Origin of the sequence: Microbacterium sp. H1-D42 (genome assembly GCF_022637555.1) — a bacterium.
GTDB lineage: Bacteria > Actinomycetota > Actinomycetes > Actinomycetales > Microbacteriaceae > Microbacterium.
Map to the genome: position 1 here is coordinate 3,561,878 of NZ_CP093342.1, position 23,622 is coordinate 3,585,499.

21 protein-coding genes are annotated in these 23,622 nt (G+C 68.2%); 6 read left to right on the forward strand and 15 right to left on the reverse strand.

The genetic code is table 11. The features are described from left to right. Window positions 1–22: 22 nt before the first annotated feature. Window positions 23–1,231, forward strand: coding sequence for an AI-2E family transporter (locus MNR00_RS16775; protein ID WP_241927048.1), 1,209 nt, complete (start codon window positions 23–25; stop codon window positions 1,229–1,231). 30 nt (window positions 1,232–1,261) lie between these two features. Here MNR00_RS16775 and MNR00_RS16780 read toward each other — a convergent pair whose 3' ends face one another. From MNR00_RS16780 to MNR00_RS16810, 7 genes are all read right to left on the reverse strand, one after another. Continuing rightward, on the reverse strand, window positions 1,262–2,182 hold the full coding sequence (locus MNR00_RS16780; protein ID WP_241927049.1) for an ABC transporter substrate-binding protein: 921 nt from the start codon (window positions 2,180–2,182) through the stop codon (window positions 1,262–1,264). Between the two features lie 60 nt (window positions 2,183–2,242). Next, window positions 2,243–2,968, reverse strand: coding sequence for an ABC transporter permease subunit (locus MNR00_RS16785; protein ID WP_241928879.1), 726 nt, complete (start codon window positions 2,966–2,968; stop codon window positions 2,243–2,245). Continuing rightward, window positions 2,965–3,642 (reverse strand): ABC transporter permease, encoded by a 678-nt coding sequence (locus tag MNR00_RS16790; RefSeq protein ID WP_241927050.1) that lies wholly within the window; start codon window positions 3,640–3,642, stop codon window positions 2,965–2,967. The genes MNR00_RS16785 and MNR00_RS16790 overlap by 4 nt, the downstream gene beginning before the upstream one ends. Beyond that, window positions 3,639–4,529 carry an ATP-binding cassette domain-containing protein gene (locus MNR00_RS16795; protein WP_241927051.1) on the reverse strand — a complete coding sequence of 297 codons (891 nt, stop codon included), beginning with the start codon at window positions 4,527–4,529 and terminating at the stop codon, window positions 3,639–3,641. Before MNR00_RS16795 ends, MNR00_RS16790 begins: the two co-directional genes overlap by 4 nt. 259 nt (window positions 4,530–4,788) lie before the next feature. Continuing rightward, entirely contained in the window at window positions 4,789–6,234 is a 1,446-nt protein-coding gene (locus tag MNR00_RS16800) for an NAD(P)/FAD-dependent oxidoreductase (protein ID WP_241927052.1), read from the reverse strand. Between the two features lie 175 nt (window positions 6,235–6,409). Continuing rightward, entirely contained in the window at window positions 6,410–7,489 is a 1,080-nt protein-coding gene (locus MNR00_RS16805; protein ID WP_241927053.1) for a beta-propeller fold lactonase family protein, read from the reverse strand. 146 nt (window positions 7,490–7,635) lie between these two features. Continuing rightward, window positions 7,636–8,922, reverse strand: a complete 1,287-nt coding sequence (locus MNR00_RS16810; RefSeq protein WP_241927054.1) for an adenylosuccinate synthase — start codon at window positions 8,920–8,922, stop codon at window positions 7,636–7,638. 132 nt (window positions 8,923–9,054) lie between these two features. Here MNR00_RS16810 and MNR00_RS16815 point away from each other — a divergent pair, with 132 nt between their 5' ends. Beyond that, the gene (locus MNR00_RS16815) at window positions 9,055–9,789 is read left to right on the forward strand and encodes a Pr6Pr family membrane protein (RefSeq protein ID WP_241927055.1); all 735 of its coding nucleotides are present in this window, start codon (window positions 9,055–9,057) and stop codon (window positions 9,787–9,789) included. Window positions 9,790–9,804: 15 nt separating this feature from the next. Here MNR00_RS16815 and MNR00_RS16820 read toward each other — a convergent pair whose 3' ends face one another. The 4 genes from MNR00_RS16820 to MNR00_RS16835 are packed head-to-tail and all read right to left on the reverse strand — an operon-like array spanning window position 9,805 to window position 13,659. Continuing rightward, complete coding sequence (locus MNR00_RS16820; RefSeq protein WP_241927056.1) at window positions 9,805–11,271, reverse strand: cation acetate symporter; 1,467 nt, start codon at window positions 11,269–11,271, stop codon at window positions 9,805–9,807. Then, window positions 11,268–11,699: a hypothetical protein gene (locus MNR00_RS16825; RefSeq protein WP_241927057.1), complete on the reverse strand. Its 432-nt coding sequence runs from the start codon at window positions 11,697–11,699 to the stop codon at window positions 11,268–11,270. Before MNR00_RS16825 ends, MNR00_RS16820 begins: the two co-directional genes overlap by 4 nt. 5 nt (window positions 11,700–11,704) lie before the next feature. After that, window positions 11,705–12,451 (reverse strand): LytTR family DNA-binding domain-containing protein, encoded by a 747-nt coding sequence (locus MNR00_RS16830; protein WP_241927058.1) that lies wholly within the window; start codon window positions 12,449–12,451, stop codon window positions 11,705–11,707. Continuing rightward, window positions 12,448–13,659 carry a histidine kinase gene (locus tag MNR00_RS16835; protein ID WP_241927059.1) on the reverse strand — a complete coding sequence of 404 codons (1,212 nt, stop codon included), beginning with the start codon at window positions 13,657–13,659 and terminating at the stop codon, window positions 12,448–12,450. The genes MNR00_RS16830 and MNR00_RS16835 overlap by 4 nt, the downstream gene beginning before the upstream one ends. A 186-nt stretch (window positions 13,660–13,845) precedes the next feature. On the opposite strand from MNR00_RS16835, the gene MNR00_RS16840 reads away from it, so the two are divergent. Together MNR00_RS16840 and MNR00_RS16845 are read left to right on the forward strand one after the other, a co-directional pair. Then, entirely contained in the window at window positions 13,846–14,220 is a 375-nt protein-coding gene (locus MNR00_RS16840) for a DUF485 domain-containing protein (RefSeq protein ID WP_241927060.1), read from the forward strand. Further along, window positions 14,217–15,833: a sodium/solute symporter gene (locus MNR00_RS16845; protein WP_241927061.1), complete on the forward strand. Its 1,617-nt coding sequence runs from the start codon at window positions 14,217–14,219 to the stop codon at window positions 15,831–15,833. The genes MNR00_RS16840 and MNR00_RS16845 overlap by 4 nt, the downstream gene beginning before the upstream one ends. A 92-nt stretch (window positions 15,834–15,925) precedes the next feature. On the opposite strand, the gene MNR00_RS16850 is transcribed toward MNR00_RS16845, so the two are convergent. The 3 genes from MNR00_RS16850 to MNR00_RS16860 form a co-directional block, all read right to left on the reverse strand. After that, the gene (locus MNR00_RS16850) at window positions 15,926–17,350 is read right to left on the reverse strand and encodes a mechanosensitive ion channel family protein (RefSeq protein WP_241927062.1); all 1,425 of its coding nucleotides are present in this window, start codon (window positions 17,348–17,350) and stop codon (window positions 15,926–15,928) included. A gap of 1 nt (window position 17,351) precedes the next feature. After that, window positions 17,352–19,505: an adenylate/guanylate cyclase domain-containing protein gene (locus tag MNR00_RS16855; protein WP_241927063.1), complete on the reverse strand. Its 2,154-nt coding sequence runs from the start codon at window positions 19,503–19,505 to the stop codon at window positions 17,352–17,354. A gap of 89 nt (window positions 19,506–19,594) precedes the next feature. Further along, window positions 19,595–20,593, reverse strand: a complete 999-nt coding sequence (locus tag MNR00_RS16860; RefSeq protein ID WP_241927064.1) for a DUF2804 domain-containing protein — start codon at window positions 20,591–20,593, stop codon at window positions 19,595–19,597. A 206-nt stretch (window positions 20,594–20,799) separates the two neighbouring features. Here MNR00_RS16860 and MNR00_RS16865 point away from each other — a divergent pair, with 206 nt between their 5' ends. Beyond that, window positions 20,800–21,216 (forward strand): hypothetical protein, encoded by a 417-nt coding sequence (locus tag MNR00_RS16865; protein ID WP_241927065.1) that lies wholly within the window; start codon window positions 20,800–20,802, stop codon window positions 21,214–21,216. Between the two features lie 3 nt (window positions 21,217–21,219). Here the strand turns inward: MNR00_RS16865 and MNR00_RS16870 are convergent, their stop codons facing one another. Beyond that, entirely contained in the window at window positions 21,220–22,416 is a 1,197-nt protein-coding gene (locus tag MNR00_RS16870; protein WP_241927066.1) for a cytochrome P450, read from the reverse strand. Between the two features lie 164 nt (window positions 22,417–22,580). Between MNR00_RS16870 and MNR00_RS16875 the strand changes: the two genes are divergently transcribed. After that, the gene (locus MNR00_RS16875; RefSeq protein WP_241928880.1) at window positions 22,581–23,609 is read left to right on the forward strand and encodes a MoxR family ATPase; all 1,029 of its coding nucleotides are present in this window, start codon (window positions 22,581–22,583) and stop codon (window positions 23,607–23,609) included. Window positions 23,610–23,622 lie beyond the last annotated feature (13 nt).

Consider the following 23,622-nt stretch of genomic DNA (forward strand, 5'->3'; position numbering starts at 1 on the left):
ACCCGGCCATAGAGTGTTCGACATGACTCCAGACGAGCGACCCGCGTCCGAGCCCGCCGATGCCGTCGTCCCCGACGCGGCTGCCGAGTCCGCCGCGGACGTCGCGACTGCGGCGAAGGAGTCGGATGCTGCGCCGCAGCCGTACCGGCCGGTCGTCGACGCCCCGGTTCCGAGCCGGTCGTTCTGGACCCGCATCGACAAGCCGTTCGTGTTCGGTCTGCTGGTCACCCTCGGCGGCCTCACCGCCTTCCTGCTGGCGATCACCCTGTCGAACCTGTCGACGGTGCTGATCTACATCGCCTTCGCGCTGTTCGCGGCCCTCGGCCTCGACCCGGCCGTGCGCTTCCTCGAGCGCCGCGGGCTATCCCGCGGTATCAGCGTGCTGATCGTCATCCTGGGTCTGGTCGGCGTACTCGTCTTGGTGCTGCTGCTGATCATCCCGGTGGTCGTCGAGCAGGTCACCCTGTTCGTACGCTCAGTGCCCCAGTTGATCGCCGACTTCATGGCCGGTGACGTCTACGCCTGGCTCGAGAAGCAGTTCGGCGACCAGTTCGAGCAGTTGGTGGAGGATGCCCAGAAGTTCCTCACCGACGGTCAGACCTGGCAGGCCATCGGCGGCGGTGCGCTGCAGATCGGCACGTCCATCGCGACCGGCATCTCGGGCGTGATCGTCGTGCTCGTCCTCACGCTGTACTTCGTCGCAGGCCTTCCCAGCATCAAGACGTCGATGCTGCGCCTCGCCCCGGCCCGTGATCGGGAGCGCGCCAGCGACCTGACCGACCAGATCACGGACTCCGTCGGCGGCTACGTGGGTGGCATGGTGACGCTCGCGTTCATGAACGCCATCGTCGTGCTCATCCTGTACATGGTGCTCGGGCTGCCGTTCCCGCCGCTGATGGCGACCGTGGCATTCCTGATCACACTCATCCCGCTCGTCGGATCGGTGCTGTTCTGGATCATCGGTTCGGTGATCGCTGTGTTCGCCGACCCCTGGCAGGCGCTGATCTTCGCGGTCCTGTACCTGATCTACATGCAGATCGAGGCGTACGTGCTCACGCCGCGCATCATGAACAAGGCCGTGTCGGTTCCCGGCCCGCTGGTGGTCATCGGTGCACTGGCGGGTGGCACGCTGCTGGGCTTGCTCGGCGCTCTCGTGGCGGTGCCGGTGACGGCATCCATCCTCATCATCATCAAGCAGGTGTGGATCCCCCGCCAGGACTCCCGAGTCTGAGAGTCCCGGCGGGGAACCGCCTCAGATCCCTCAGCTCAGATCGTTGTCCGCGAGCCACTTCTTGGCGATCTCGGGAGCCGACATCTGGTCGACCGTGCTCTGCACGTTCATCTCGACCAGGTCCTCGGCATCGAGCTCGTCGCTGATGGCGTTGATGACGTCACTGACCTCGGTCGCCACGTCCTTTGACGCGATCGGCACGACGTTGGATGCCAGGATCATGTTCTCGGGATCCTTCAGCGCCACGATGTCCTTGGTCTTGAACGCCGGGTCGGCCGTGTAGATGTCGGCGATCTGGATCTCTCCGGCGAGCAGCGCGTCGAGCGTGCCGGGGCCGGTGGCCGAGAACTTCAGGTCGACGCCGTAGACGTCCTTGGCACCAGTGGGTCCGTACGGGCGCTGCTCGAACTCCGGCGCGCCGCCGATCGTGGCTGGCGTGCTGAGCCCCGCGAGATCGGCGATCGAGGTGAGACCGTTCTCGTCCGCGAAGGACTTCAGCACCGTGTAGGTGTCCTGGTCGCTCGCCTCTGCGTAGTCGAGCGCGACCAGCCCTTCTGGCATCGCCTTCTGCAGCGCGGCGTAGACGTCTTCTGGGCTGGTGGCCGTGGCGTCCTTGTCGAGGTACTCCAGCAGGTTGCCGGTGTACTCGGGGAACAGCGTGATCTTGCCCGACTCGATCTCAGGCATGTAGGCGTCGCGCTGACCGATGTTGAACTGGCGCTCGACCGTGAAGCCGGCGTCCTCGAGCGCCTGCGCGTAGATCTCGGCGATGATCTCGTTGGAGTAGTACGCCTGCGAGCCGACGACGATCGTGTTGCCGCCACGGTCGGCGCCGGTGTCGCCGGTGGGCTCCTCGAGTGGGTTGCTGGTACCGCATCCGGTCAGTGCGATGCCGGCGATCAGCACGACACCGGCGGCGAGGGCGGTGCGGGTCTTGCGAGTGGCGAACATTTCGGATGCCTTTCGTTGGGGATCAGGCGGATGTGAAGTTCTGGCGAGAAGAGGGAGGCGTCAGGCGGGAGCCGATGCCACGCGGCGAGCGCGAGGGGAGGGCGAGGGATCGGGCTGCTGTACCCGCACCCCGTTCGGCACCGCGGCGCGCTGGGCAAGAGCGAGCAGCAGGTCGACGATGAGGGCGAGCACGGCCACGAGGATGGCGCCGCCGAGCACCTGATCGAAGCGGCGCAGCGGGATCCCCTGGATGATCGGCCAGCCGAGACCGCCGAGGTTGACGTACGCGCCGATGGTCACGGTGGCGATGACCTGCAGCACACCAGCCCGAAGACCACCCACCAGCAGCGGCAGGCCGAGCGGGAGTTCGACCTTCGTGAAGATCTGCCATTCGGTCATGCCCATCGCACGGGCGGCGTCGATGGTCCTGCGGTCGATGGCCTCGAGTCCGGTGTAGGCGCCGGCCAGCAGCGAGGGGATGGCGAGCAGCACGAAGGTGATCACGGCAGCGAGCGGGGTGCGCACGACGCCAAGCACGAGCACCAGCAGCACGAGCAGGCCGAACGAGGGGATCGCCCTGGCTGCGCCGGACACCGCGATCGCGATCTCGCGGCCCTTGCCGGTGTGGCCGATCAGCCAGCCGACGGGGAAGGCGATGGCCGCAGCCACGGCGACCGACACGACCGTGTAGAAGAGGTGCTGCGCGAGCAGGATCTGCAGCGCGTACGGTCCCTCGAACCGCTCGGGGGAGAACAGCCAGGCGAAGGCGTCGGCGAAGAGGTTCATGATGTGGCGAATCCGGTTGCTGAGCGAGCGGAGCGAGACGAAGTGCGGCGGACCCACGGCATCAGCATCCGCCCGAGCAGCAGCAGAATCAGGTCGACGAGCAGCGCGATGATCACCACGGCGACGACGCCCGCGAGCACTTCGGCGACCAGGCGCCGCTGCTGCCCGTTGGTGAAGAGGTAGCCGAGGTTGGTGACGCCGATCAGAATGCCGACCGTGGCCAGCGAGATCGTGGAGACAGCGGTGACGCGGAGACCGGCGAGGATCACGGGGCCGGCCAGTGGCAGCTCGACGCCCCAGAATCGCCGCGGTGCGGCGTAGCCCATGGCGGTGGCGGCCTGGCGCACGCTCGGGTCGACGGAGTCGAGCCCGTCGGCGACCGCGCGAACCAGGATCGCGACGGCGTAGATCGTGAGCGCTGCGACGAGGTTCGCCTCGCTGATCACCGAGTAGCCGAGAGCGGCCGGCATCAGGATCAGCAGCGCCAGTGAGGGAATCGTGTACAGCAGCCCGGTGAGCACGATGATCGGGCCGCGCACCAGCCGGTAGCGCCAGGCGACCCAGCCGAGCGGGATCGAGAGAACCAGCCCGATCACGATCGCGACGATGCTCTGGCGCAGATGCACCAGAGTCAGCTCGAAGATGAGTCCGAGGTTGTCGGCGACCCAGCTCACGTGCCGTTCGCCTCCATGGGGTCGGATGCGAGCGACGCCCCCTCACGGGCATCCGACGCAACGGCGTCCGGCTCCTCGGCCAGCAGCCGCCCCTGCGTCCGCCCCTCTGAGTCGACGACGACGGCGCCGCGCGGCGTCTGCTTGACGGTGAGCGCGCGACGGCCGCGCTCGGCGCCGATGAACGCCTCGACGAAGCCGTCAGCGGGATTCTCGATGATCTCGCTGGGGCTGCCGACCTGCACGATGCGGGCGCCCTTGTCGAGGATGACGACCTGGTCGCCGAGCAGGAAGGCCTCGTCGATGTCGTGGGTGACGAACACGACGGTCTTGTCGAGGTCGACCTGCAGGCGGATGAGCTCCTGCTGCAGGTCGGCGCGGACGATCGGGTCGACGGCGCCGAACGGCTCGTCCATCAGCAGGATGTTGGGGTCGGCGGCGAGCCCGCGGGCCACGCCCACGCGCTGCTGCTGGCCGCCGGACAGCTGGCTGGGGTACCGGTCGGCGAGGTCGCGGTCGAGTCCGACGGTGTCCAGCAGCTGCCGCGCGCGCTCGTGCGCGTCGCGCTTGCCGACGCCCGTCAGTCGCAGCACCGTCGCGACGTTGTCGAGCACGGTGAAATGCGGCATGAGGCCGGAGTTCTGCATCACGTATCCGATGCGCCGACGCAGCGCGACAGGGTCGCCGCCGAGCACGCTCTCGCCGTCGATCTCGACATCGCCTGACGTCGGCTCGACCATGCGGTTGATCATGCGCAGCAGCGTGGTCTTGCCGCATCCCGAGGATCCGACGAAGATGGTCGTCTTGCGTGAGGGCAGCACCAGGCTGAAGTCCTCGACCGCACGGGTGCCATCGGGGAACGTCTTGTTGACGGATCGGAATTCGATCATCTTGCGCTGCCGCCTACCGGCGGCGTCCTTCGAGTCGTGCCTTCATGGGGTCGTGCCTCCTGGTCGCCCTTAGAGCGTATTAGCCCCCTCCGACATCGAGGCCAGATCGCGGGCGATTCGCAGTTTTCCGGCCCGCAGGGCGAGTGGGGCGGGCAGGTGTCAGCATCCACCCCCGTGTCGGATCACTGACGGCGCGCCGGCCGGGACGCCCCCTGCCCAGGCGGCACGCCCACATCATCAGTAATCCGACACCCGAAGATCAGGCCGACTGGCGGCCGTAGGCCTCCAGCAGCCGCAGCCAGATCTCGGCCATCGTCGGATAGGCGGGCACGGCGTGCCAGAGCCGGCTGATCGGCACCTCGGCCGTGACGGCGATCGTCGCGGCTGGCAGCATCTCTGCCACGTCGGGTCCGACGAAGGTCACCCCGAGCACCACCTCGCGGTCGGTGTCGACGATCATGCGCGCGCGCCCCGAGTAGTGGTCCGCGTGCAGGGCGGCACCCGAGACGGCGCCGAGTTCATGGTCGATGACCTCGATCCGATGGCCGGCTGCGCTGGCAGCATCCGACGTCAACCCGACCGAGGCGACCTCTGGGTCGGTGAAGACGACCTGCGGAACCGCGCAGTGGTCGGCGGATGCCACGTGCCGACCCCACGGCTGATCGGCGACCACCTCGCCGCGCGATCTGGCGACGATCACGTCTCCGGCGGCGCGGGCCTGGTACTTGCCCTGGTGGGTGAGCAGCGCACGGCCGTTGACGTCGCCGACGGCGTACAGCCAGTCGGTGCCGCGAACGAGCATCGTGTCGTCGACGGGCATGGCCTTGCCCGGTTCGAGGCCGGCGCCCCCGAGGTCGGCATCTCCGACGTCGACGCTGTCGAGGCCGATGTCCGCGCTGCGTGGCCGGCGACCTGTGGCGACGAGCACCTCGGTGGCGGTGATCTCCTCGGCCCCCGCACCTCCAGTGACGACCGTCACCCCGTCTTCGTCGCGGCGCACATCGACCGTGTCGGTGTGCAGGCGCACGTCGACGCCCATCTCACGAAGGCCCTTCGCGACCTGCTCGCCGGCGAACGACTCCATGCCGCCGAGCAGTCCGCTGCGCGCGAGCACGGTGACCTTCGATCCGAGCCCGGCGAACACGGTCGCCATCTCGACCGCCACGACGCCGCCGCCGATGATCGCCAGCGACTCCGGGACCTGCTCGGCACTGGTCGCCTCGCGGCTGGTCCAGGGCTGCGACTGCGCCAGACCAGGGATGGGCGGCATGGTCGGCTCAGACCCGGTGGCGACGGCGACTGCGTGGCGCGCGCGCAGCATCCGCTCCCCGTCCGCGGTGGAGACGGTGACCTCGCGCTCTGCGCTGATCCGGCCGTATCCGCGCACCAGGTCGATGCCGGCGTCGTTCAGCCAGTCGACCTGCCCGGCATCCGACCAGCGCGCGACGTACGCGTCACGGCGGGCGAAGACCTCCTTCGGATCGAGCTCGCCGCCGCTCACCCCGCGGACGTGCTTTGCCGCGTGCAGCGCGAGGATCGGACGCAGCAGCGCCTTCGACGGGGTGCATGCCCAGTACGAGCACTCCCCACCGACGAGCTCGTTCTCGACGATCACCGCCGTGAGCCCTCCCTGCACCGCACGATCGGCGATGTTCTCTCCGACCGGACCTCCACCAAGCACGATCAGGTCGTATTCATCCGTCATATTGCCCTCCTGGGCTCCAGTCTTGCCCGAGGACGGGCGGAGCGACAGGGGGTCGGCGCTCGGGCATCCGGTGTCGGATCACAGACGACGCGCCGGGGTGGGCACGCGGACCAGTGCGACACGCCGTGTGCGTCAGTAGTCCGGCACACGGGCCGAGACCGGCGGCAGCTTCAGATCAGCGGGCGAGGAGGATGCGCGTGGGAGTGGGGGCCGGGGTGGTGTGCCGCACATCACGCGGAGCGCCGGTGCGCTCGTCGAGGTCGATGACGCTGACGGAGTCGGAGCGCTGCCCCGCGACCAGCAGCGTGCCGTCGTGCACGAGGTGGTGCCGCGGCCAGTCGACCCCGGATTCGGCGAGCGCGAGCGGCTCGAGTGTCTCTCCTCCGCCGCGCACGCGCAGCGCCGCGACCGTGTTGCTGCCACGCAGCGCCGTGTACAGGGTGTGTCCGTCGCGCGACATGGCGAGTTCGGCGGGGAAGTCGAAGCCGATCTGCGCGACCTCAGAGGCGGTGGTCGCCGAGACGAGTCCCCAACGGCCCTCGCGATCGGATGCCAGGGTGAAGACCTCACAGGAGTACTCGGTGACCACGTGCAGGTGTCCGCTGGGGTGCAGCACCATGTGCCGCGGGCCGGTGCCGCGGGGCAGTTCGACGTCGTGGTCGATGCTCAGATCGCGGCGGCGGATGCGCACCAGATCGAGGCCGAGGTCGGCGGTGGCGATGCGACGGTCTGGCAGGAACACCGCCGAATGCGCCCGCGAGACGCGGGCTGCGTCGCCGGACTCGCCTCCGAGATCGGGGGTGTCCACGTTCTCGGCCGCGTCACTGTCCCCGAACAGCGCGGCGCGGAGCGCGGCCGCCTTGTCCTGCACCGGTTCGACCAGGTTGCCGTCGTCGGCGATGCCGTACGCGACGACGCGTCCGTCGCCGTAGCAGCTGGCCACCAGCATCCGACCATCCGGCGACACTGCGAGGTGGCAGACCGACTCTCCCGCGGCGAGCGCTGGACCGAGCGGACGCAGCGAGGCCTCACCCGCTCGCGCGAACGCGCGCACCGTGCCGGCACCTTCCAGGGCGGCGTAGACGACGTCGAGAGTCGGATGCTGCGCAAGCCACGACGGCGAAACGGCTTCCGCCGCGACGCCCCGGTACCGAAGAGTCGACGGGCCACGCCCCTCGTCCACCGACAGGAAGCCGATCCCGTCGGCCTCGCCGTCCATGTCGGAGCCGTATCCGCCGGTCCAGAACCGCGTCATCTGATGTCCTTCTTCGGATTCTCAGGGTGCCGAGTGCACGGGAACCTGTCGAATGCACGGCCTGTTCACGTCAACGACCCGTGCACTCGGCGAGGTCCCGTGCTCTCGACGGAAAAGCGCGAAGCGCACGGGCGACCAGGCGCCGGTCAGTCGACCAGGTCGTGGCGGACGATGACCTCGTCGCGGGCGGGGCCGACACCGATGACCGAGATGCGCGTGTTGCTCATCGCCTCGAGCGCCAGCACGTAGTCCTTGGCGTTCTGCGGCAGGTCGTCGAACGTGCGGGCCTTCGAGATGTCCTCGGTCCAGCCGGGGAAGTACTCGTAGATCGGCTTCGCGTGGTGGAAGTCGGTCTGGTTGACCGGCACGTCGTCGAAGCGCACACCGTCGACGTCGTAGGCGACGCAGACCGGGACCTGGTCAAGGCCGGTGAGCACGTCGAGCTTGGTCAGCACGAGGTCGGTGATGCCGTTCACGCGGGTCGCGTAGCGGGTGATCGGAGCGTCGTACCAGCCGGTGCGACGCTCACGGCCGGTGGTCGTGCCGAACTCGAAGCCGGTCTGGCGCAGCCACTCGCCTTGCTCGTCGAAGAGCTCGGTGGGGAACGGGCCCGAGCCGACGCGGGTCGTGTACGCCTTGACGATGCCGACGATGCGGTCGAGGCGCCCCGGTCCCACCCCGGAGCCGGTCGCGGCGCCGCCCGCCGTCGCCGACGAGGAGGTCACGAACGGGTACGTGCCGTGGTCGACGTCGAGCATGGTGGCCTGCCCTGCCTCGAACACAACGACCTCGCCGCGGTTCAATGCCTCGTCGAGCAGGTGCCCGGTGTCGGCGACCATGGGTCGCAGGCGCTCGGTGTACGAGAGCAGGTCCGCGATGATCTCATCGACGGTGATCGCGCGACGGTTGAAGACCTTCACCAGCAGGTGGTTCTTCTGATCGAGTGCGCCTTCGACCTTCTGGCGCAGGATGTTCTCGTCGAAGAGGTCCTGCACGCGGATGCCGACGCGGTTGATCTTGTCGGCGTAGGCCGGTCCGATGCCGCGGCCGGTGGTGCCGATGCGGCGGTTGCCGAGGAAGCGCTCGGTGACCTTGTCGAGCGTGCGGTGGTACGCGGTGATGATGTGCGCGTTGGCGCTGACCTTCAGGCGCGACGTGTCGACGCCGCGGGCCTGCAGCGCGTCGAGCTCTTCGAAGAGCACCTCGAGGTCGACGACGACGCCGTTGCCGATGACCGGGTTGACGCCGGGGCTGAGAATGCCGGATGGCAGCAGGTGCAGGGCGTACTTCTCGTTTCCGATGACGACGGTGTGCCCGGCGTTGTTGCCGCCGTTGAATTTGACGACCCAGTCGGTGCGCTCACCGAGCAGGTCTGTCGCCTTGCCCTTGCCCTCATCGCCCCACTGGACGCCGACGATCACGATTCCTGGCATGGGTGAACCCCCTGGTACTGCACGCTGTTCGCCGGGCTTGCACCGGCAGATGAGCTGGCCCGAACGGGCGAGTCCATCCTATCGAAGGAGATTCTTCCCGCCGAAGAACCCGCTGTTCACTAGAGTCTTCCCATGACGACCTGGTGGCCCTACGTGCGCCTCGCCGCCGCGATCCTCGGTTTCGCGGCCCTCACCCGACAGCTGGCGATCGCGATCGGCAACGCCCAGCGCGCCGAGACAGAGTGGGGTGCGCACCTGCCGACGGTGACCGCGAACTTCTTCAGCTACTTCACCGTGCTCTCGAACCTGATCGCCGCGGTGACGCTTGTGATCGGGGCGGTGTGGATGCTGCGCCATCGTCGCGACCGCACGCCGGAGCCGCTCTGGCTGTCGACGCTGTTCGCCTGCGCCTCGACGTACATGATCGTGACCGGCATCGTCTACAACGTGCTGCTGCGCCAGATCGCGATCGCCGGCATCTCGGACGTCTGGACCAACGAGACGCTGCACGTGATCATCCCCCTGGTGATGCTGGCCGACGTGCTGCTGGCGCCACATCGCCGCGCACTGCCGTGGTCGTCGCTGTGGGTTGTCGCCGCGTTCCCGATCGCCTGGGTCGCGTACACGCTGCTGCGTGCGGGCTTCATCACCGCACCGTTCACCGGTACCGCCTGGTGGTACCCGTACCCGTTCCTCGACCCCCACCTGCAGGGCGGCTACCCCGGCGTCATCGCCTACGTCATCGGCATCGCCGCGGTCATCATCGCCGTCGGCGCCGGGGTCATCTGGGCGGGACGTCGGCAGTGGACGGGCGGCGCGAAGCAGGCATCCGCGGTCGAAAGCGAGCGACGACGCGCCAGCCGCTGACGCGACGAGCACGCATCAGGCGCCCTCCGGCACGTGCAGGCGGGCCAGGAACGCGTCGGTGCCGCGCGGCACGCCACGACGGTCGCTGCGCGAGACGAGCACCGTCACGACCACCGCGATCGGCACCGTCCACGCCGCCGGCTGCTCGAGAAACGGGCCGAGCGCGGACCACACCGCTGCGAGCAGCGACCCGCCGAAGATGGCGACCCCCGAGAGCAGTGCCCCCGTGAGCATGCCCGAGATCGCGCCGCGCGCGGTTAGTCCGCGCCACCAGATGCCGAGAATCAGGATCGGGCACAGCGTCGACGCCGTGAAGGCGAAGACGAGACCGACGCTGCCGGCGAGACCGGCCGAATCTGTCGCGAGCGCCACGAGAAGAGGAATGAGCGACGACACGACTGCGGCGATGCGGAAGCCGCGCACGCTGCCACCCAGCAGGTCCTGGCTGATCACGCCTGCCAGTGAGACGACCAGGCCCGACGACGTCGAGAGGAAGGCAGCGAAGGCCCCGGCGATGACTAGCGCGGTCAGCAGGTCGCCGCCGAGGCCCGGTACGAGGCGGCCTGGCAGCAGCAGCACCAGGGCATCGGCCTCACCGGACGCGGCGAGGTCAGGTGCGAACGCGCGCCCGAGCAGACCGAACGCGGTGGGGAAGAGATAGAACACCGACAGCAGAGCGAGCACGATGAGGGTCGTGCGCCTGGCTGCAACGCCGTCGGGGTTCGTGTAGAAGCGCACGAGCACGTGCGGGAGGCCAAGCGTACCCAGCAGGAGGGCGACCATGAGTGACACGGTGCGGTAGATGTCGAGAGCTCCGGGCCCAGCAGCCGGCGGGAAGGCCTCGACCGGTGTGAGCTGCGCCGGCGGCTCGCCCCCACCGAGAATCAGCAGCAGTGCGACGACCGGAATGGCGATCGCCGTGAGCTTCAGCCAGAACTGGAACGCCTGCACGAAGGTGATCGACCGCATGCCTCCCGCCGAGACGAGCACCGCGACGAGCACCGCGACGGCGACCGAGCCGACCCACGACGGCAACCCCGTCGTGATGCGCACCGTCAGCGCTGCGCCCTGCAGTTGCGGCACGATGTAGAACCAGCCGATCAGGATGACCAGCGTCGAGGTGACTCGGCGCGCCCAGATCGATTCGAGGCGCGCCTCGGTGAAGTCCGGGATCGTGTAGGCACCCGAGCGCCGCAGGGGGGCCGCGACGAAGAACAGCAGCATGAGGTACCCGCCCGTGTAGCCGATCGGGAACCATAGACCGCCTGCCCCCTGCAAGAGGATCAGCCCGGCGATGCCGAGGAACGAGGCGGCCGAGAGGTACTCGCCGCCGATGGCCGAGGCGTTCCACCATGGCCGCACCGTGCGCGAGGCGACGTAGAAGTCGCTCGTCGTGCGCGAGAACCGCAACCCGTAGAAGCCGATCAGGGCAGAGGCGAGGGCCACCGCGGCGATCGCGGCATAGCCGATGATGGGGTTCACGCATCCTCCGCAAGTGAGCGGTAGCGGGCCTCGTTGCGCGAGGCGACGCGCACGTAGAGAGCGGCGACGGTGATGGTCAGTGGATAGATGCCGCCACCGAGCAGCAGCCACGATGCTGGAACGCCGAACACATAGCTCGAATCGAGGCCAGGGACGAGGACGATGACGAGGACGAAGAGCACCGTGGCCGCCACGAACCCTGCGGCGAAGACGACCGCCAGTCGCAGCTGCGACCGGATGAGCGAGCGCACGTAGACGCCCGCGATGTCGCTGGTCGGTCCGACGGGGCTCAGCTGCGTCAGGGGGCGCGTGGGGGCGCCGGCCACCCCCGCGCGCGGAGCCGTGACCCGCACCCGTGCGGGTGCATTCGTCGGATGCTGCGCAGCAGCGCCACCGCCGCCGGCTTCGCCGTCACCGAGCTCTGACATGACGCTCATTGCCTTGGGCGGATGACCGCCTGGTCGAGTCTGCTTCGGAGCGCCGGCAGCAGCCGTCGACTCACCGGCAGCTCAGCTTGGCCGACGGTGACGCTCGGACGGTCGGCGCTGAGCCGGACCCGGCTGAGATGCGGCAGCGACACGAGATACGAGCGGTGCACCCGCACGAAACCGGCGTTCGCCCACTGCCGCTCGAGGTCGCTGATCGGCACCCGCACGAGATAACTCGCCTCTTCCGTGTGCAGACGGGCATAGTCGCCCTGCGCCTGCACGTAGCGCACGTCGTCAAGCCGGATCATCCTGGTCGTGTCACCGAGAGTGACCGCGACCATCTCGGGCACGGAGAATTCGTCGGGACCCGCCTGCCGCGCCGCACCCGTTTTCAGTGCCTCGACGATGCGCCCGATCGAACGCTGCAGACGCTCTGCGCGAACGGGCTTCAGAAGATAGTCGACCGCGGCGAGGTCGAAGGCCTCGAGCGCGCCCTCTTCGTCGGCGGTCACGAAGACGAGCACCGGACTCCGCTCGAACCGGGCGAGCGCCCGCGCGAGATCGAAGCCGGTGAGTCCCGGCATGTGGATGTCGAGGAACGCCGCGTCGACGGGTTCCCTGGCGAGCAGACGGATCGCATCGGCGCCTGACGACGCCTGATGGATCATGCCGATCCGCGGATCCTGTGCGAGCAGGAACGCGAGCTCGTTCACCGCGGGCTGCTCGTCATCGGCGATGAGCACGGAGATCATGGTTCACCTCTCCCCTCAGCGAACGCGGGGATCGTGGGGCGTCGCGGTCCAGATTTCGGCACACGCATGCGCACGAGCGTACCGGCGCCGACATTCGTCTCGACGACGAGTCCGAATTCGTCTCCGTAGACCTGGCGCAGCCGCACATCGACATTGCGCACCCCGACATGCTCGCCGTCGACCGGACCACCGGCGAGCACCGTCGCGAGCACATCAGGGTCGATGCCGACGCCGTCGTCTTCAATGCTGATCTCGGCGTACGCGCCGGAGTCGGCTGCGGTGATGGTGATGCGGCCGCCGCCCTCTTTCGATTCGAGGCCGTGACGCACCGCGTTCTCGACGAGCGGCTGGATCGACAGGAACGGCACGACCGTCGGGAGCACCTCAGGGGCGATCTGCAACGTCACCCTCAGCCGATCACCGAAGCGAGCGCGTTCGAGCCGAAGATAGCTGTCGATCGACCGCAGTTCTTCGGCGACGGTGGTGAAGTCACCGTGCCGACGAAACGAGTACCGTGTGAAGTCGGCGAATTCCAGCACCAGCTCGCGCGCCTGCCCGGGGTCGGTGTTGATGAACGAAGCGATCGCGTTCAGTGAGTTGTAGATGAAATGCGGGCTGATCTGCGCCCGCAGCGCGCGCACCTCGGCTTCGGCGAGTGCCGCACGCGAGGCGTCGAGCTCTCCGAGCTCGACCTGGGCCGCAACCCATTCCGCCACTTCACCGGTTGCCCGCACGAGACCAGCGCGCACCGGGGCGGCGAAGGCGACGATCGCTCCGAGCGGACCGGTGCTTCCGAGGACGGGTGCCGCGACGGCATCCGTCTCCCGCCCGCCGACCGAAATGCGTCGCTGCACCTGCTGCCGGTGGCCCGCGACCACCGCGACCGCAAGCCGTTCGGCGACGGGACGGATCGTCTCGTCGCCATCGATCGCGATCGCGCCCGAACGATCGGCGATGGCAAGGCTCTCGCACCCGAGCAGCGCGCGCAGATGCTTGACGGCGCGGGCCGCATCGGCTTCGTCGATGCCGCCGCGCAGATTCTGCGCCGCCCGCGATGCCAGGTGCAGCGTCTGGTACGTCGCCTGCTCGGCATCCGTACCGAGGTCCTTCGACGTGCCGACGATGCGGCGCAGCAGCAGCACCAGCCCGAGTGCGAGCGCCCCGCCGAGCGCGCCGATCGCTGCGGCGACCAGCATCGACTCTGACATGCGGAAAGCGTAACCGCTCAGCACCCGCCGATTCACTCGTCGGCGCATGCCCACCGTTCGCCGCACGATGACCGCCGCTCGTCGACGACGAACGGCGTGCACCCCATGCCGAAGGCGTGGAGCGCAAGAGTTGCTCCACTGCCTCGAGCAGCGGCACACCCCGCCACAACCCCTGAAGGAGACGCCATGGGCAACGAAGCCCTGAGCGCGGAGCAGCAGACGGCGCAGACCGTCGACTACCCCGCGGTGCAGAAATCGAAAGAGTTCCGACGGCTGCGGTCGAAGCACCGGAAGTTCGTCTTCCCTGTGCTCATCGCCTGCCTCGTCTGGTATTTCGCGTACGTGCTGCTGGCCAGCTACGCGCGCGACTTCATGTCGACCCCGGTGTTCGGGCACGTCAATGTCGCGATCCTGATGGGTCTCGCGCAGGTCGTGACCACATTCGCCGTGACGACCTGGTACGTGCGCTACGCCAACCGGGAGCTCGACCCCGTGGCTGAGAGCATCCGCGATGAGATCGAATCCGGCGCGAAGTTCGTCGCCAAGGGGGTGACCCGATGATGCTGCATCTCGCTGCCACCGGCGCCTCCACCGGTGAGCCGTGGCTGAACATCTCGATCTTCGGCGCCTTCGTCGCGATCACGATGATCATCGTGTTCCGCGCGAGCCGCAACAACAAGACCGCCGCCGACTACTACGCGGCCGGTCGATCCTTCACCGGCGGCCAGAACGGCTCGGCGATCGCCGGTGACTACCTGTCGGCAGCGTCCTTCCTGGGAATCGTCGGCGCTATCGCCATCAACGGCTATGACGGGTTCCTCTACTCGATCGGATTCCTGGTCGCCTGGCTCGTCGCGCTGCTGCTCGTCGCCGAGCTGCTGCGCAACACGGGCAAGTTCACGATGGCCGATGTGCTGAGCTTCCGCCTGAAGCAGCGACCGGTGCGCATCGCCGCCGCCACCACGACGCTCGTGGTCTGCTTCTTCTACCTGCTCGCGCAGATGGCCGGTGCCGGCGGGCTCGTCTCGCTGCTCCTCGGCGTCAACGACCAGATCGGCCAGGCCCTCGTCATCACCGTCGTCGGCGCGCTCATGATTCTCTACGTGCTCATCGGCGGGATGAAGGGCACCACGTGGGTGCAGATCATCAAGGCCATCCTGCTCATCGCAGGTGCCGCGGTGATGACCGTCTGGGTTCTCGCGCTCAACGGGTTCAACCTGTCGACGCTGCTCGAGAACGCGGTGCAGGTCGCAGGCAACCCCGAGATCCTGAACCCGGGCCTGAAGTACGGCGCCTCCGGTACCACGCAGCTCGACTTCATCTCCCTCGCCCTCGCACTCGTGCTCGGCACGGCGGCGCTGCCGCACGTGCTCATGCGCTTCTACACGGTGCCAACGGCCAAGGAGGCCCGCAAGTCGGTCGTGTGGGCGATCTGGCTGATCGGCATCTTCTACCTGTTCACGCTGGTGCTGGGCTACGGTGCGGCAGCCCTCGTCGGTGCTGATGTGATCGCCGCAGCTCCCGGCGGCCCGAACTCGGCAGCCCCTCTTCTCGCGTTCGAGCTCGGCGGTCCGCTGCTTCTCGGCCTCATCTCGGCGATCGCCTTCGCCACGATCCTCGCGGTGGTCGCCGGCCTCACAATCACGGCGGCGGCCTCGTTCGCGCACGACATCTACGCGAGCGTCGTGAAGAAGGGCAACCCGGCACCCGGTTCAGAGATGAAGGTCGCTCGTCGCACGGTAGTCATCATCGGCGTCGTGGCCATCATCGGCGGCATCGGCGCGAACGGGCAGAACATCGCGTTCCTCGTCGCTCTGGCTTTCGCGGTCGCCGCATCGGCGAACCTGCCGACGATCGTCTACTCGCTGTTCTGGAAGCGCTTCACGACCAAGGGCGCCCTCTGGAGCATGTACGGCGGGCTCGCCTCGGCGATCATCCTGATCATCTTCTCGCCGGTCGTCTCAGGCTCCGTGACGTCGATGCTGAAGACGGAGGACATCAACTTCGCGATCTTCCCGCTGTCGAACCCCGGAATCGTCTCGATCCCGCTGGCCTTCTTCCTCGGCTGGCTCGGCACGGTGCTCGACAAGGGCACGGAAGACCCCGCCAAGCAGTCGGAGATGGAGGTGCGCTCGCTCACCGGCGTCGGCGCCGAGAAGGCCACTTCGCACTGAGCTCACGCTGAGAGCGGGCGGGAGTGGGGCGGATGCTGCGCAGCATCCGCCCCACTCCTGCGTTCGGGCGCTTCTGCATGACGAGATTGGCGTCAGCGATCGGTGAGCATGCTGCGCGAGAGGCCCAGTTCGCGGAGTGCCCGCTCGGCCTGACCGCGCCGCAGATCCAGTGATTCGCCGATCTCCGTCGCCAGCCGCGGGCGCGCCCGCACCAGGGCATCCACGGTGTCGAGGGGGATCGTCAGCACGGTGAGCCTGCCGGCGGCGACGGTCACCGCCTGGCTGCGCTCGCGGGTCAGCGCGGTGTGCCCGATCAGCTCGCCGTCCTCGCCACTCGCGAACTCGATGCGCGAGCCCTGCACCTCGATTGCGAGCGTCACGCGTCCGTCGACGATGAATTGCACTTCGTCTGGGACGATGCCAGCGGCGAGCACGACCTCGCCGGCACCGTACCGCTGCAGGCGGGATGTCTGCTGCAGAAGCTCGCGGTCGCCCTCGCCCAGGTGCAGGCGCGGCGCGAGCTCGGCGATCGCCGCGTCGAGCATCGCGGGTTCGGCGAGCGGATCCGTGGCGTCGCCGTCGAGCGCCAGGCCCCGGCGACGTGCGGCGTACCAGAGCCACGACAGATACAGCGTGAGAGCCGATCGGGCATCCGCGGGCGAGGGGACCGGGATCGACACCGAGTACGCGCCCTTGCCCGCGTAGTCGACCGAGACGCGCTCGTCCCGTGATCGCACCGGCAACCCTTCAGCGACATCGATCAGCAGGGCGATCACCTCGTGCGGCGGGTCATCGGTGCCGAAACTCACCGCGGCCGTCGCAGCATACGGCCCCTCGGGCTCGCTCATGTTCGTGAAAGACGCTCCCGACAGCGTGGAGTTCGGCACGATCTGGATGCCCTCGCCGGTATCGATGTGCACTGCCCGCCAATTCACCTCGGTGACCCGACCCTTCACTCCTCCGGTGTCGAGGTGATCACCGATCTTGAACGGCTGCTCGAACAGCAGCAGCAGCCCCGAGATCACCCCGCCCACCGCATTCTGCAGGGCGAGGCCGATCACGATCGAGGTCACCCCCAGGGCGGCGAACAGACCGCCGACATCCGCCTCCCAGACCCACGAGAACAGGATCGCCAGCCCCACGACGACCAGGACGAGGCGCGCGATCTCGACGAAGATCGTCGGGATGCGCTTGCGCCACGACCCCTCTGAGGCGTTCGCGAACAGCACGACGTTGAAGGCCGAGAGCACCAGCAGGATCAGCAGGAAGCCGAAGATCGTGGCGACCACACGCACCCAGACCTGGTCGGCAGGTGAGCGGATCGCGAACGTGAGCAGCGCGAACAGCGCCCCCGCGGGGATCACCCAGTTGCGCAGGATCGCGACGGGACCGGCGAGCGGGCTGTTGCGCCGGCGAAGAGCGCCGAGCAGTTCGGTGATTCCGACCAGAAGGACGGGAAAGCCGACGGCGATCCCGACGACCCACCATGCCCAGCCGTCCGCGAAGGCGTCAGCCATGTCAGACCACCTTCCACACGGTCTCGGTGTGACCCTTGACTTCGACCACGCCTGCCTCGACGTACGTGAACAGCTCCTGCGTGCGGTCGCGCACGTCCTGGCTGACGTAGATCCCCGGCTCGCCGGTGATCGAACGCACCCGGTAGGCGAGGTTCACGGCATCGCCCCACAGGTCATATGCCAGCGACGTCCTCGCCACCAGACCGCTCGTGACGGTTCCGGCATCGACGCCGACTCGCAGTGCGATGTCGGCTCCGTTCTGCGCGTTGAACCGCTCGACCACGCCGAGCAGGCTCCGCGCGAACTCGACCGATCTGCGCACGTTGTCGACGCGCGGCACGATCAGGCCGGAGGATGCCAGATACCCCTCATGCAGGGTGCGCACCTTCTCGACGCCGGCCGTCGCGGCGGCCTCGTCGAAGCCGCGCATCAGCACGTTGAGCTGTGCGACCTCGTCGTCGGTCGAGAGCTCCCTCGCGTAGTCGTCGAAGCCGACCAGTTCGGCGAACACGACGGACACGTTGTCATGCGCTTCGGAGATCGCCTCGTCGCCGGCGCGGTACTTCGCCGCCATGCTCTCTGGCATGAGCGTGTGCATGAGCTTCTGGTTCTCGGACCGCTGCTCGTCGATCAGCTGCTGCTTGATCCGAAGACTGGACGCCATGTCGTTGAACGCGCTGCCCAGGTCGCCGAACTCGTCTCGTGATCCCTGTGGCACCTGCACGTCGAGATCACCCTCGGCGACCCGGTTCACTGCGCCGACCAGGCGGTGCACCGGGCGGGTGAACACCTGGGCGAGCAGCAGCGACAGCAGCGCCACGGCGAGGATGATCCCCAGCAGCGAGATGAGCACGGTGCGGGTGAACTCGGCCGTCGGGGCGAAGGCCTCGTCGGCGGTGATGCGGGCGACGACGACCCAGTCCAGGTCGGGAACATCGAGGGGGCCGTAGCTGACGACCGTCTCGCCGCTGATGTAGCCGGGGCCGACCGAGGTTCCCTCCTTGCCGCGCTGCGCCTGTTCGACGGCCTCAGTGCGCACCGGCTGCAGCAGCACGGTGCCGCCCACCTCGACCGCGCGTTTGGCGATGCTCGGCGGGGTGCCGGCGTCGATCACCGACTGCGCGTAGTCGTCTGGATGCTCGACGAGTTCTCGTGACGTGCTGCGCATCGTGTCGTCGCGACCGACCAGATACACCTCGCCGGTGGAGCCGAGGCCCTGCTCCTTCCATTTCTCGCCGCCGGTCATCACGGTGTTCACGAACGAGAGGGGCAGCTGCATCGCGAGCACGCCCGTGATCTGCGAGTCGTTGCCGATCGGGGAGAGCACCCACATCGCCGGCACGTCGAGCGAGGGGATCCAGCGCTCGAAGTCGGTCATCACGGTCGTGTTCACCGAATTGGTGGTGACGGCTGCGCGATAGGCATTCGCCAGCGCGCTCTCGTCGTAGGGACCGTCGTTGAGGTTCGTGCCGAGGTCGATGCCCTTGTACGCCGAGAACACCACGTCGCCATCGAGGTTCAACATCAGCACGTCCTCATAGCCGGCCTGGTCGATGAGACGCCCGAAGTAGTCGCCATAGCGTTCGGCGGCGGTTGAATAGGCCGTCCCGTCGCCGGCGTTGTTCATCTTCAGGATCGAGTCGTAGTCCTCGTCGAGATCCTCGTTCTGCACGGTGTAGTGCGCCTGCAGCCAGCGGCCGGCCGCGGATGCCGGGATGAATGCCGTGTCGCCGTACTCGTCATCGGAGCGCTTCTCGAGCTCGGGGATGAACACGTCGCGGTGGTAGTTCTCGAGCACTTCGAACTGCGCAGGATCCAGCTCGCGGTCCTGCAGGTCCTCGAAGCCCTCGTTGAGCGCCACCGAAGCGTTCTGCGCACTGAGGTTGCGGGAGTTCAGGGCGGCACTGCGCTTGGCATCCTCGATCGCCGTGACCATCTCGTACGTCCGCAGCTCACGGATCGTGGTGAGCTGATCGATGGCCGACTCATGGAGCGATTGTCTGCCGTTGATGAAGCCGACTGCGCCGACGATCACGGACGAGACGAGACTCACCCCCAGCAGCATGATCAGCAGCTTCGATTGGATGCTGAGGCCGCCGCGCCTTCTGCGACGTGCCTTCGCCCGCTCCTCCGCCGTGTGCGTGCCGTCGACCACCGTGTCCCCCCTCTGGAGAGCGCGATGCTGCACCCCCGTTCATGACGCTAGCGGTATATCGGCTCCCGGCGGAAGGGAGAATCTGCCCGTCACCAGCGGTTGTGCACCTCTTCTGCCCAGCCGAAGATCCCGTCGAATGCGACGATCTCGCCCTCTGAGGTGGTGAATGTGCCCGCCCAGTCACCGAAGCACTGATCCGTCGAACCCGACACGACGCCGAAGTTCGTGCGCGTCACCTTGTCGTAGACGGGGGTGAAGGTGGCATCCAATCCGCCTCCGGTGACGCGCCACGGACGCCGCCACTCGGCGAGGTCGTACTGCCAGTCCAGCTCGGCACTGATCTTGTGCAGCCGGCCGTCGACGTAGAAGGCGTTCTCGGTCGAGCCGGTGCCGTCGGTCCACCTTCCGCCGACCTGGATGCCGATCACCCGCCCGCCAAAGCGGCCGGAACCCGCGCCCCAGTTCCAGCTGATGTCGTAGGGCCAGCGGCCACGACCGTGGTCGAGCACCGCCCACGACTCCCCAGCGGGGAGCGTGTGGGTGACACCGTCGAGAGTGAGGATGCCGGATGCCGGCCTCGCGACGTCCTTGACCGTGTACTGGAACCGCGTGCTGCTCCACGGCACCACAACGGCGAGGCGCTCATGCCCTTCGGGCAGTGCGGCGATCACGTCGATCTCGACTCCGGGGATCCGGGCGCGAAGGCGAGTGCCCTCCGGCAGCTCATCGATGTCGATCGCGAAGTACTTCGCCCTGGCTCGACTTGGTCCAGACTCGGCTCGCGGTGGCAGCACGACTCCGCGCGACGGGATGAGCGTCGGCGTCGCATGCCAGGTCTGCTCGGTGGCGCGATCGAGCACCCACAGCTCGAGCACGGCGGCGTAGTCGATGGATGAGACGGTCATGCCGATCACGTGCGTCGGCGTCGTGATGCCCCAGTACTCCCAGCGCTTGTTGCGGCCGGCTCCACGGCCGAGCCCTGAGGTGTCGACCAGCGGCGAGCGCGCCCAGCCGACAGCATCCGGATTCAGCCGCCCATTCGGCAGCGTCAGCGAGACATCGGTGGTGAGCTCGCGCTCTTCCGGCATGACGAACACCTCTCTGATTCGGGTGCGATCACCCTACTGGAGCGCGAGGAGCGCTTCTGACCCCGGCCGCACGCTGGGGTGCGGGTAGTGTGGCTGAACGGCTGCCCGACGTCGGCCGCGCACTCGAAACCGATCGGCACCCTGGATGTATCGCAGCACGTGCGAGGCCCCGGCCGAGACGCCTTCTGCCGACGCCGACGCCGGAGGTGCCGGACCCGCCCGCGGCCGCACCAGAGGCCCCAGCGCCTGCGCCGAAGCCCCGCGCCTCAGCCCCTCCGACCCCCAAGCCATCCGCTTCGGCATCTGCGCCGTCGCCCGCAGTCCCGGCGACACCGGAGCCACTCGCGTTCACCGGCATCACGGAGAACCGCGGACCGAACCCGATCGGCGTCGAGGTGGTGCAGAGCTACACGCTGTCGACGACCGGTGAGCCCGGGGCGACCGCGAGCGTGACGTACGGCTGGAAGGACGCCGGATCGGTGACCTTCGCTGCTGACGAGAGCGCGACGCTCGACATCGACCGCTCGGTGCTGCTGCTCATCCCCGGCAACGCGCGGATCCGCGCGGAGTACTCCGACGGCACGACCGGCGACGCGATCGAGGCCCGCCGCAAGTCCATCTGAGCGCTACTGCTGTGGTCGGAACCTGATCGGATACCGCACCGGGCCGGTGTTGCCCGAGACGGGCAGCCACTCCCCTGGTCCGTCGGCGACAGCATCCGGCATACGCTGCGCGAGCAGCGGCAGAGCGACTGACATGTCGGTGCGGGCGACGAAGTGGCCGAGGCAGTGGTGGATGCCACCGCCGAACCCCGAATGCAGTGGACGATCCTCGACCGTGATGTCGAAGCCGGGCTCGCCGCCCATGCGGGCGGGATCGGTGCCGATCGCGTGCGACAGCACCTGCACGATGCCGCCCTTCGGCACGTGCAGGCCGTTCAGATCGACCTCCTCGATCGCCTCGCGGGTCACCCAGGTGACCGTGGGGTTCACGCGCATGACCTCCTCCACCGCGACCGCCCCGAGTTCCGGGCGCTCCGCGAGCAGCTTCCACTGCGCGGGGTGGGCGAGCAGGGTCTGCAGCGCGAGGCCGAGCTGGTTGCGGGTGGTCTCCATGCCGGCGAAGGCGAGGAAGACCAGGGCGACGCTCAGCTCGCGGCGGTTCAGCGTCTCACCGTCCTCGTGCGCCTGCACGAGGGTCGTCACCAGGTCGTCGCGCGGAGTCAGCATCCGATCCTCGATGACCTTCTCGATGTACCCGGTGAGCCCCTCCAGCGCCGCCTCGATGCGCGGCAGGTCGTGGCGGACGTTGATGCCGAACGACTTGCCGAGGTCATCGGCCCAATGCGCCACCTGCGGCCACTCGTCATCGGGCAGGCCGAGCAGATAACAGAGGATGCGCGAGGCGTACGGCTCAGCGAACTCCGAGACGAACTCGACCTCGCCGCGGCCGGCGAAGCCGTCGATCAGCTCGTTCGCGAGCTCCTGGAACCGCGGGCGCATCGCCTCGATGACCTTGTTGCGGAACGCGGGACCGAGCAGCTTGCGCATGCGCAGGTGGTCAGCACCCTCGATGCTCAGCAGCGTCTCGGCCCACCACTGCTGCCACGGACCCTCGTGGATCCCGTTCTGCGCCGGCCAGCGGGCGTTGCCCTGCTGGAAGCGCTTGTCCTTGAGCAGTGCCGTGCCCTCGTCGTACCGCAGCACCGCCCATCCGTACGGCGTCTCGGCATACCAGCTGATGTCGCGGGCGTCGTGGACGACCTCGGAGTTCACGTCGAACGCGGTGTCTGCGAGGTCGAGGAACGGCACTGTTCGGCTCATGCCTGGAGCCTAGCCGTCGACGTGGCGACATCGATCGGACGCCGACCCACACGCGGCTCGCGGCAAGGTCAGCCGACTACCCTGTACGGGTGACCGACATCTCCGGGACCCCTGCTTTCGCTCCGCCTCCCCCACCAGCGCCGCCTGCACCGGCCGCCGCGCCAGTGCCGGCCGCCGCTGCGCCGGCATCCGATTTCAGGGAGCGCAACGCGGGCGGCGAACTCGACCTCGATCGCGCGCAGCGCATCCTCAAGGTCATCACCGACTCGTACTCGACCAAGATGGTCGGGCAGGAGCGCCTGCGCACCAGCCTGCTGGTCGCACTGATCTCCGGTGGGCACATCCTGCTGGAGTCCGTGCCAGGGCTCGCGAAGACGACGGCGGCAAGCACGCTCGCCGACACGGTGAAGGCAAGCTTCAAGCGCATCCAGTGCACGCCCGATCTGCTGCCGAGCGACATCACCGGCAGTCAGATCTACGACGCCGCGACCGGCACGTTCCGCACGGTGCTCGGCCCTGTGCACGCGAACTTCGTGCTGCTCGACGAGATCAACCGCTCCAGCGCCAAGACCCAGTCGGCCATGCTCGAGGCCATGCAGGAGCGGCAGACCACGATCGGCGGCGAGGTGCACCACCTGCCGAAGCCCTTCCTGGTGATCGCCACGCAGAACCCCATCGAGCAGGAGGGCACCTACGAGCTGCCAGAGGCGCAGATGGACCGCTTCCTTCTGAAGGAGATCGTCGAGTACCCGAGTCCGGCCGAGGAGTTCGAGATCCTTGGTCGCATCGACTCCGGCGTGCTCGACCCCGACCGCCACGTGCCAGGCGCGGTCAGCCTCGACGACGTGCACGATCTGCAGCAGATCGCGTCGCAGGTGTACGTCGACCCCGCGATCCGCAACTACATCGTGCAGCTGGCGTATGTCACCCGCAACCCCGCGCCCTACATCGGCGAGGAGCGCGCCCGCTTCATCAAGTACGGCGCCAGCCCCCGCGCGAGCATCGCGTTCCTGCAGGCCTCGCGCGCGCTCGCGCTGCTGAACGGCCGCACGCACGTGCTGCCAGAAGACGTCCGCGCCCTGCGGCACCTCGTGCTGCGCCACCGCGTGCTGCTCACGTTCGAGGCCGACGCCGAGGGCATCCGCAGCGAGGAGATCATCGACCAGATCTTCGCCGCGGTGCCGACCCCGTAGCCCCCGCGCAGAG

What these genes read in the sequence shown, in the direction of transcription:
- MNR00_RS16815 (WP_241927055.1), top strand. Translation starts at nt 9,055, where the DNA reads ATGACGACCTGGTGGCCCTACGTGCGCCTCGCCGCCGCGATCCTCGGT.
- MNR00_RS16800 (WP_241927052.1), bottom strand. Translation starts at nt 6,234, where the DNA reads ATGACGGATGAATACGACCTGATCGTGCTTGGTGGAGGTCCGGTCGGA.
- MNR00_RS16775 (WP_241927048.1), top strand. Translation starts at nt 23, where the DNA reads ATGACTCCAGACGAGCGACCCGCGTCCGAGCCCGCCGATGCCGTCGTC.
- MNR00_RS16850 (WP_241927062.1), bottom strand. Translation starts at nt 17,350, where the DNA reads ATGGCTGACGCCTTCGCGGACGGCTGGGCATGGTGGGTCGTCGGGATC.
- MNR00_RS16780 (WP_241927049.1), bottom strand. Translation starts at nt 2,182, where the DNA reads ATGTTCGCCACTCGCAAGACCCGCACCGCCCTCGCCGCCGGTGTCGTG.
- MNR00_RS16830 (WP_241927058.1), bottom strand. Translation starts at nt 12,451, where the DNA reads ATGATCTCCGTGCTCATCGCCGATGACGAGCAGCCCGCGGTGAACGAG.
- MNR00_RS16870 (WP_241927066.1), bottom strand. Translation starts at nt 22,416, where the DNA reads ATGAGCCGAACAGTGCCGTTCCTCGACCTCGCAGACACCGCGTTCGAC.
- MNR00_RS16840 (WP_241927060.1), top strand. Translation starts at nt 13,846, where the DNA reads ATGGGCAACGAAGCCCTGAGCGCGGAGCAGCAGACGGCGCAGACCGTC.
- MNR00_RS16835 (WP_241927059.1), bottom strand. Translation starts at nt 13,659, where the DNA reads ATGTCAGAGTCGATGCTGGTCGCCGCAGCGATCGGCGCGCTCGGCGGG.
- MNR00_RS16805 (WP_241927053.1), bottom strand. Translation starts at nt 7,489, where the DNA reads ATGACGCGGTTCTGGACCGGCGGATACGGCTCCGACATGGACGGCGAG.
- MNR00_RS16845 (WP_241927061.1), top strand. Translation starts at nt 14,217, where the DNA reads ATGATGCTGCATCTCGCTGCCACCGGCGCCTCCACCGGTGAGCCGTGG.
- MNR00_RS16810 (WP_241927054.1), bottom strand. Translation starts at nt 8,922, where the DNA reads ATGCCAGGAATCGTGATCGTCGGCGTCCAGTGGGGCGATGAGGGCAAG.
- MNR00_RS16785 (WP_241928879.1), bottom strand. Translation starts at nt 2,968, where the DNA reads ATGAACCTCTTCGCCGACGCCTTCGCCTGGCTGTTCTCCCCCGAGCGG.
- MNR00_RS16860 (WP_241927064.1), bottom strand. Translation starts at nt 20,593, where the DNA reads ATGCCGGAAGAGCGCGAGCTCACCACCGATGTCTCGCTGACGCTGCCG.
- MNR00_RS16825 (WP_241927057.1), bottom strand. Translation starts at nt 11,699, where the DNA reads ATGTCAGAGCTCGGTGACGGCGAAGCCGGCGGCGGTGGCGCTGCTGCG.
- MNR00_RS16795 (WP_241927051.1), bottom strand. Translation starts at nt 4,529, where the DNA reads ATGATCGAATTCCGATCCGTCAACAAGACGTTCCCCGATGGCACCCGT.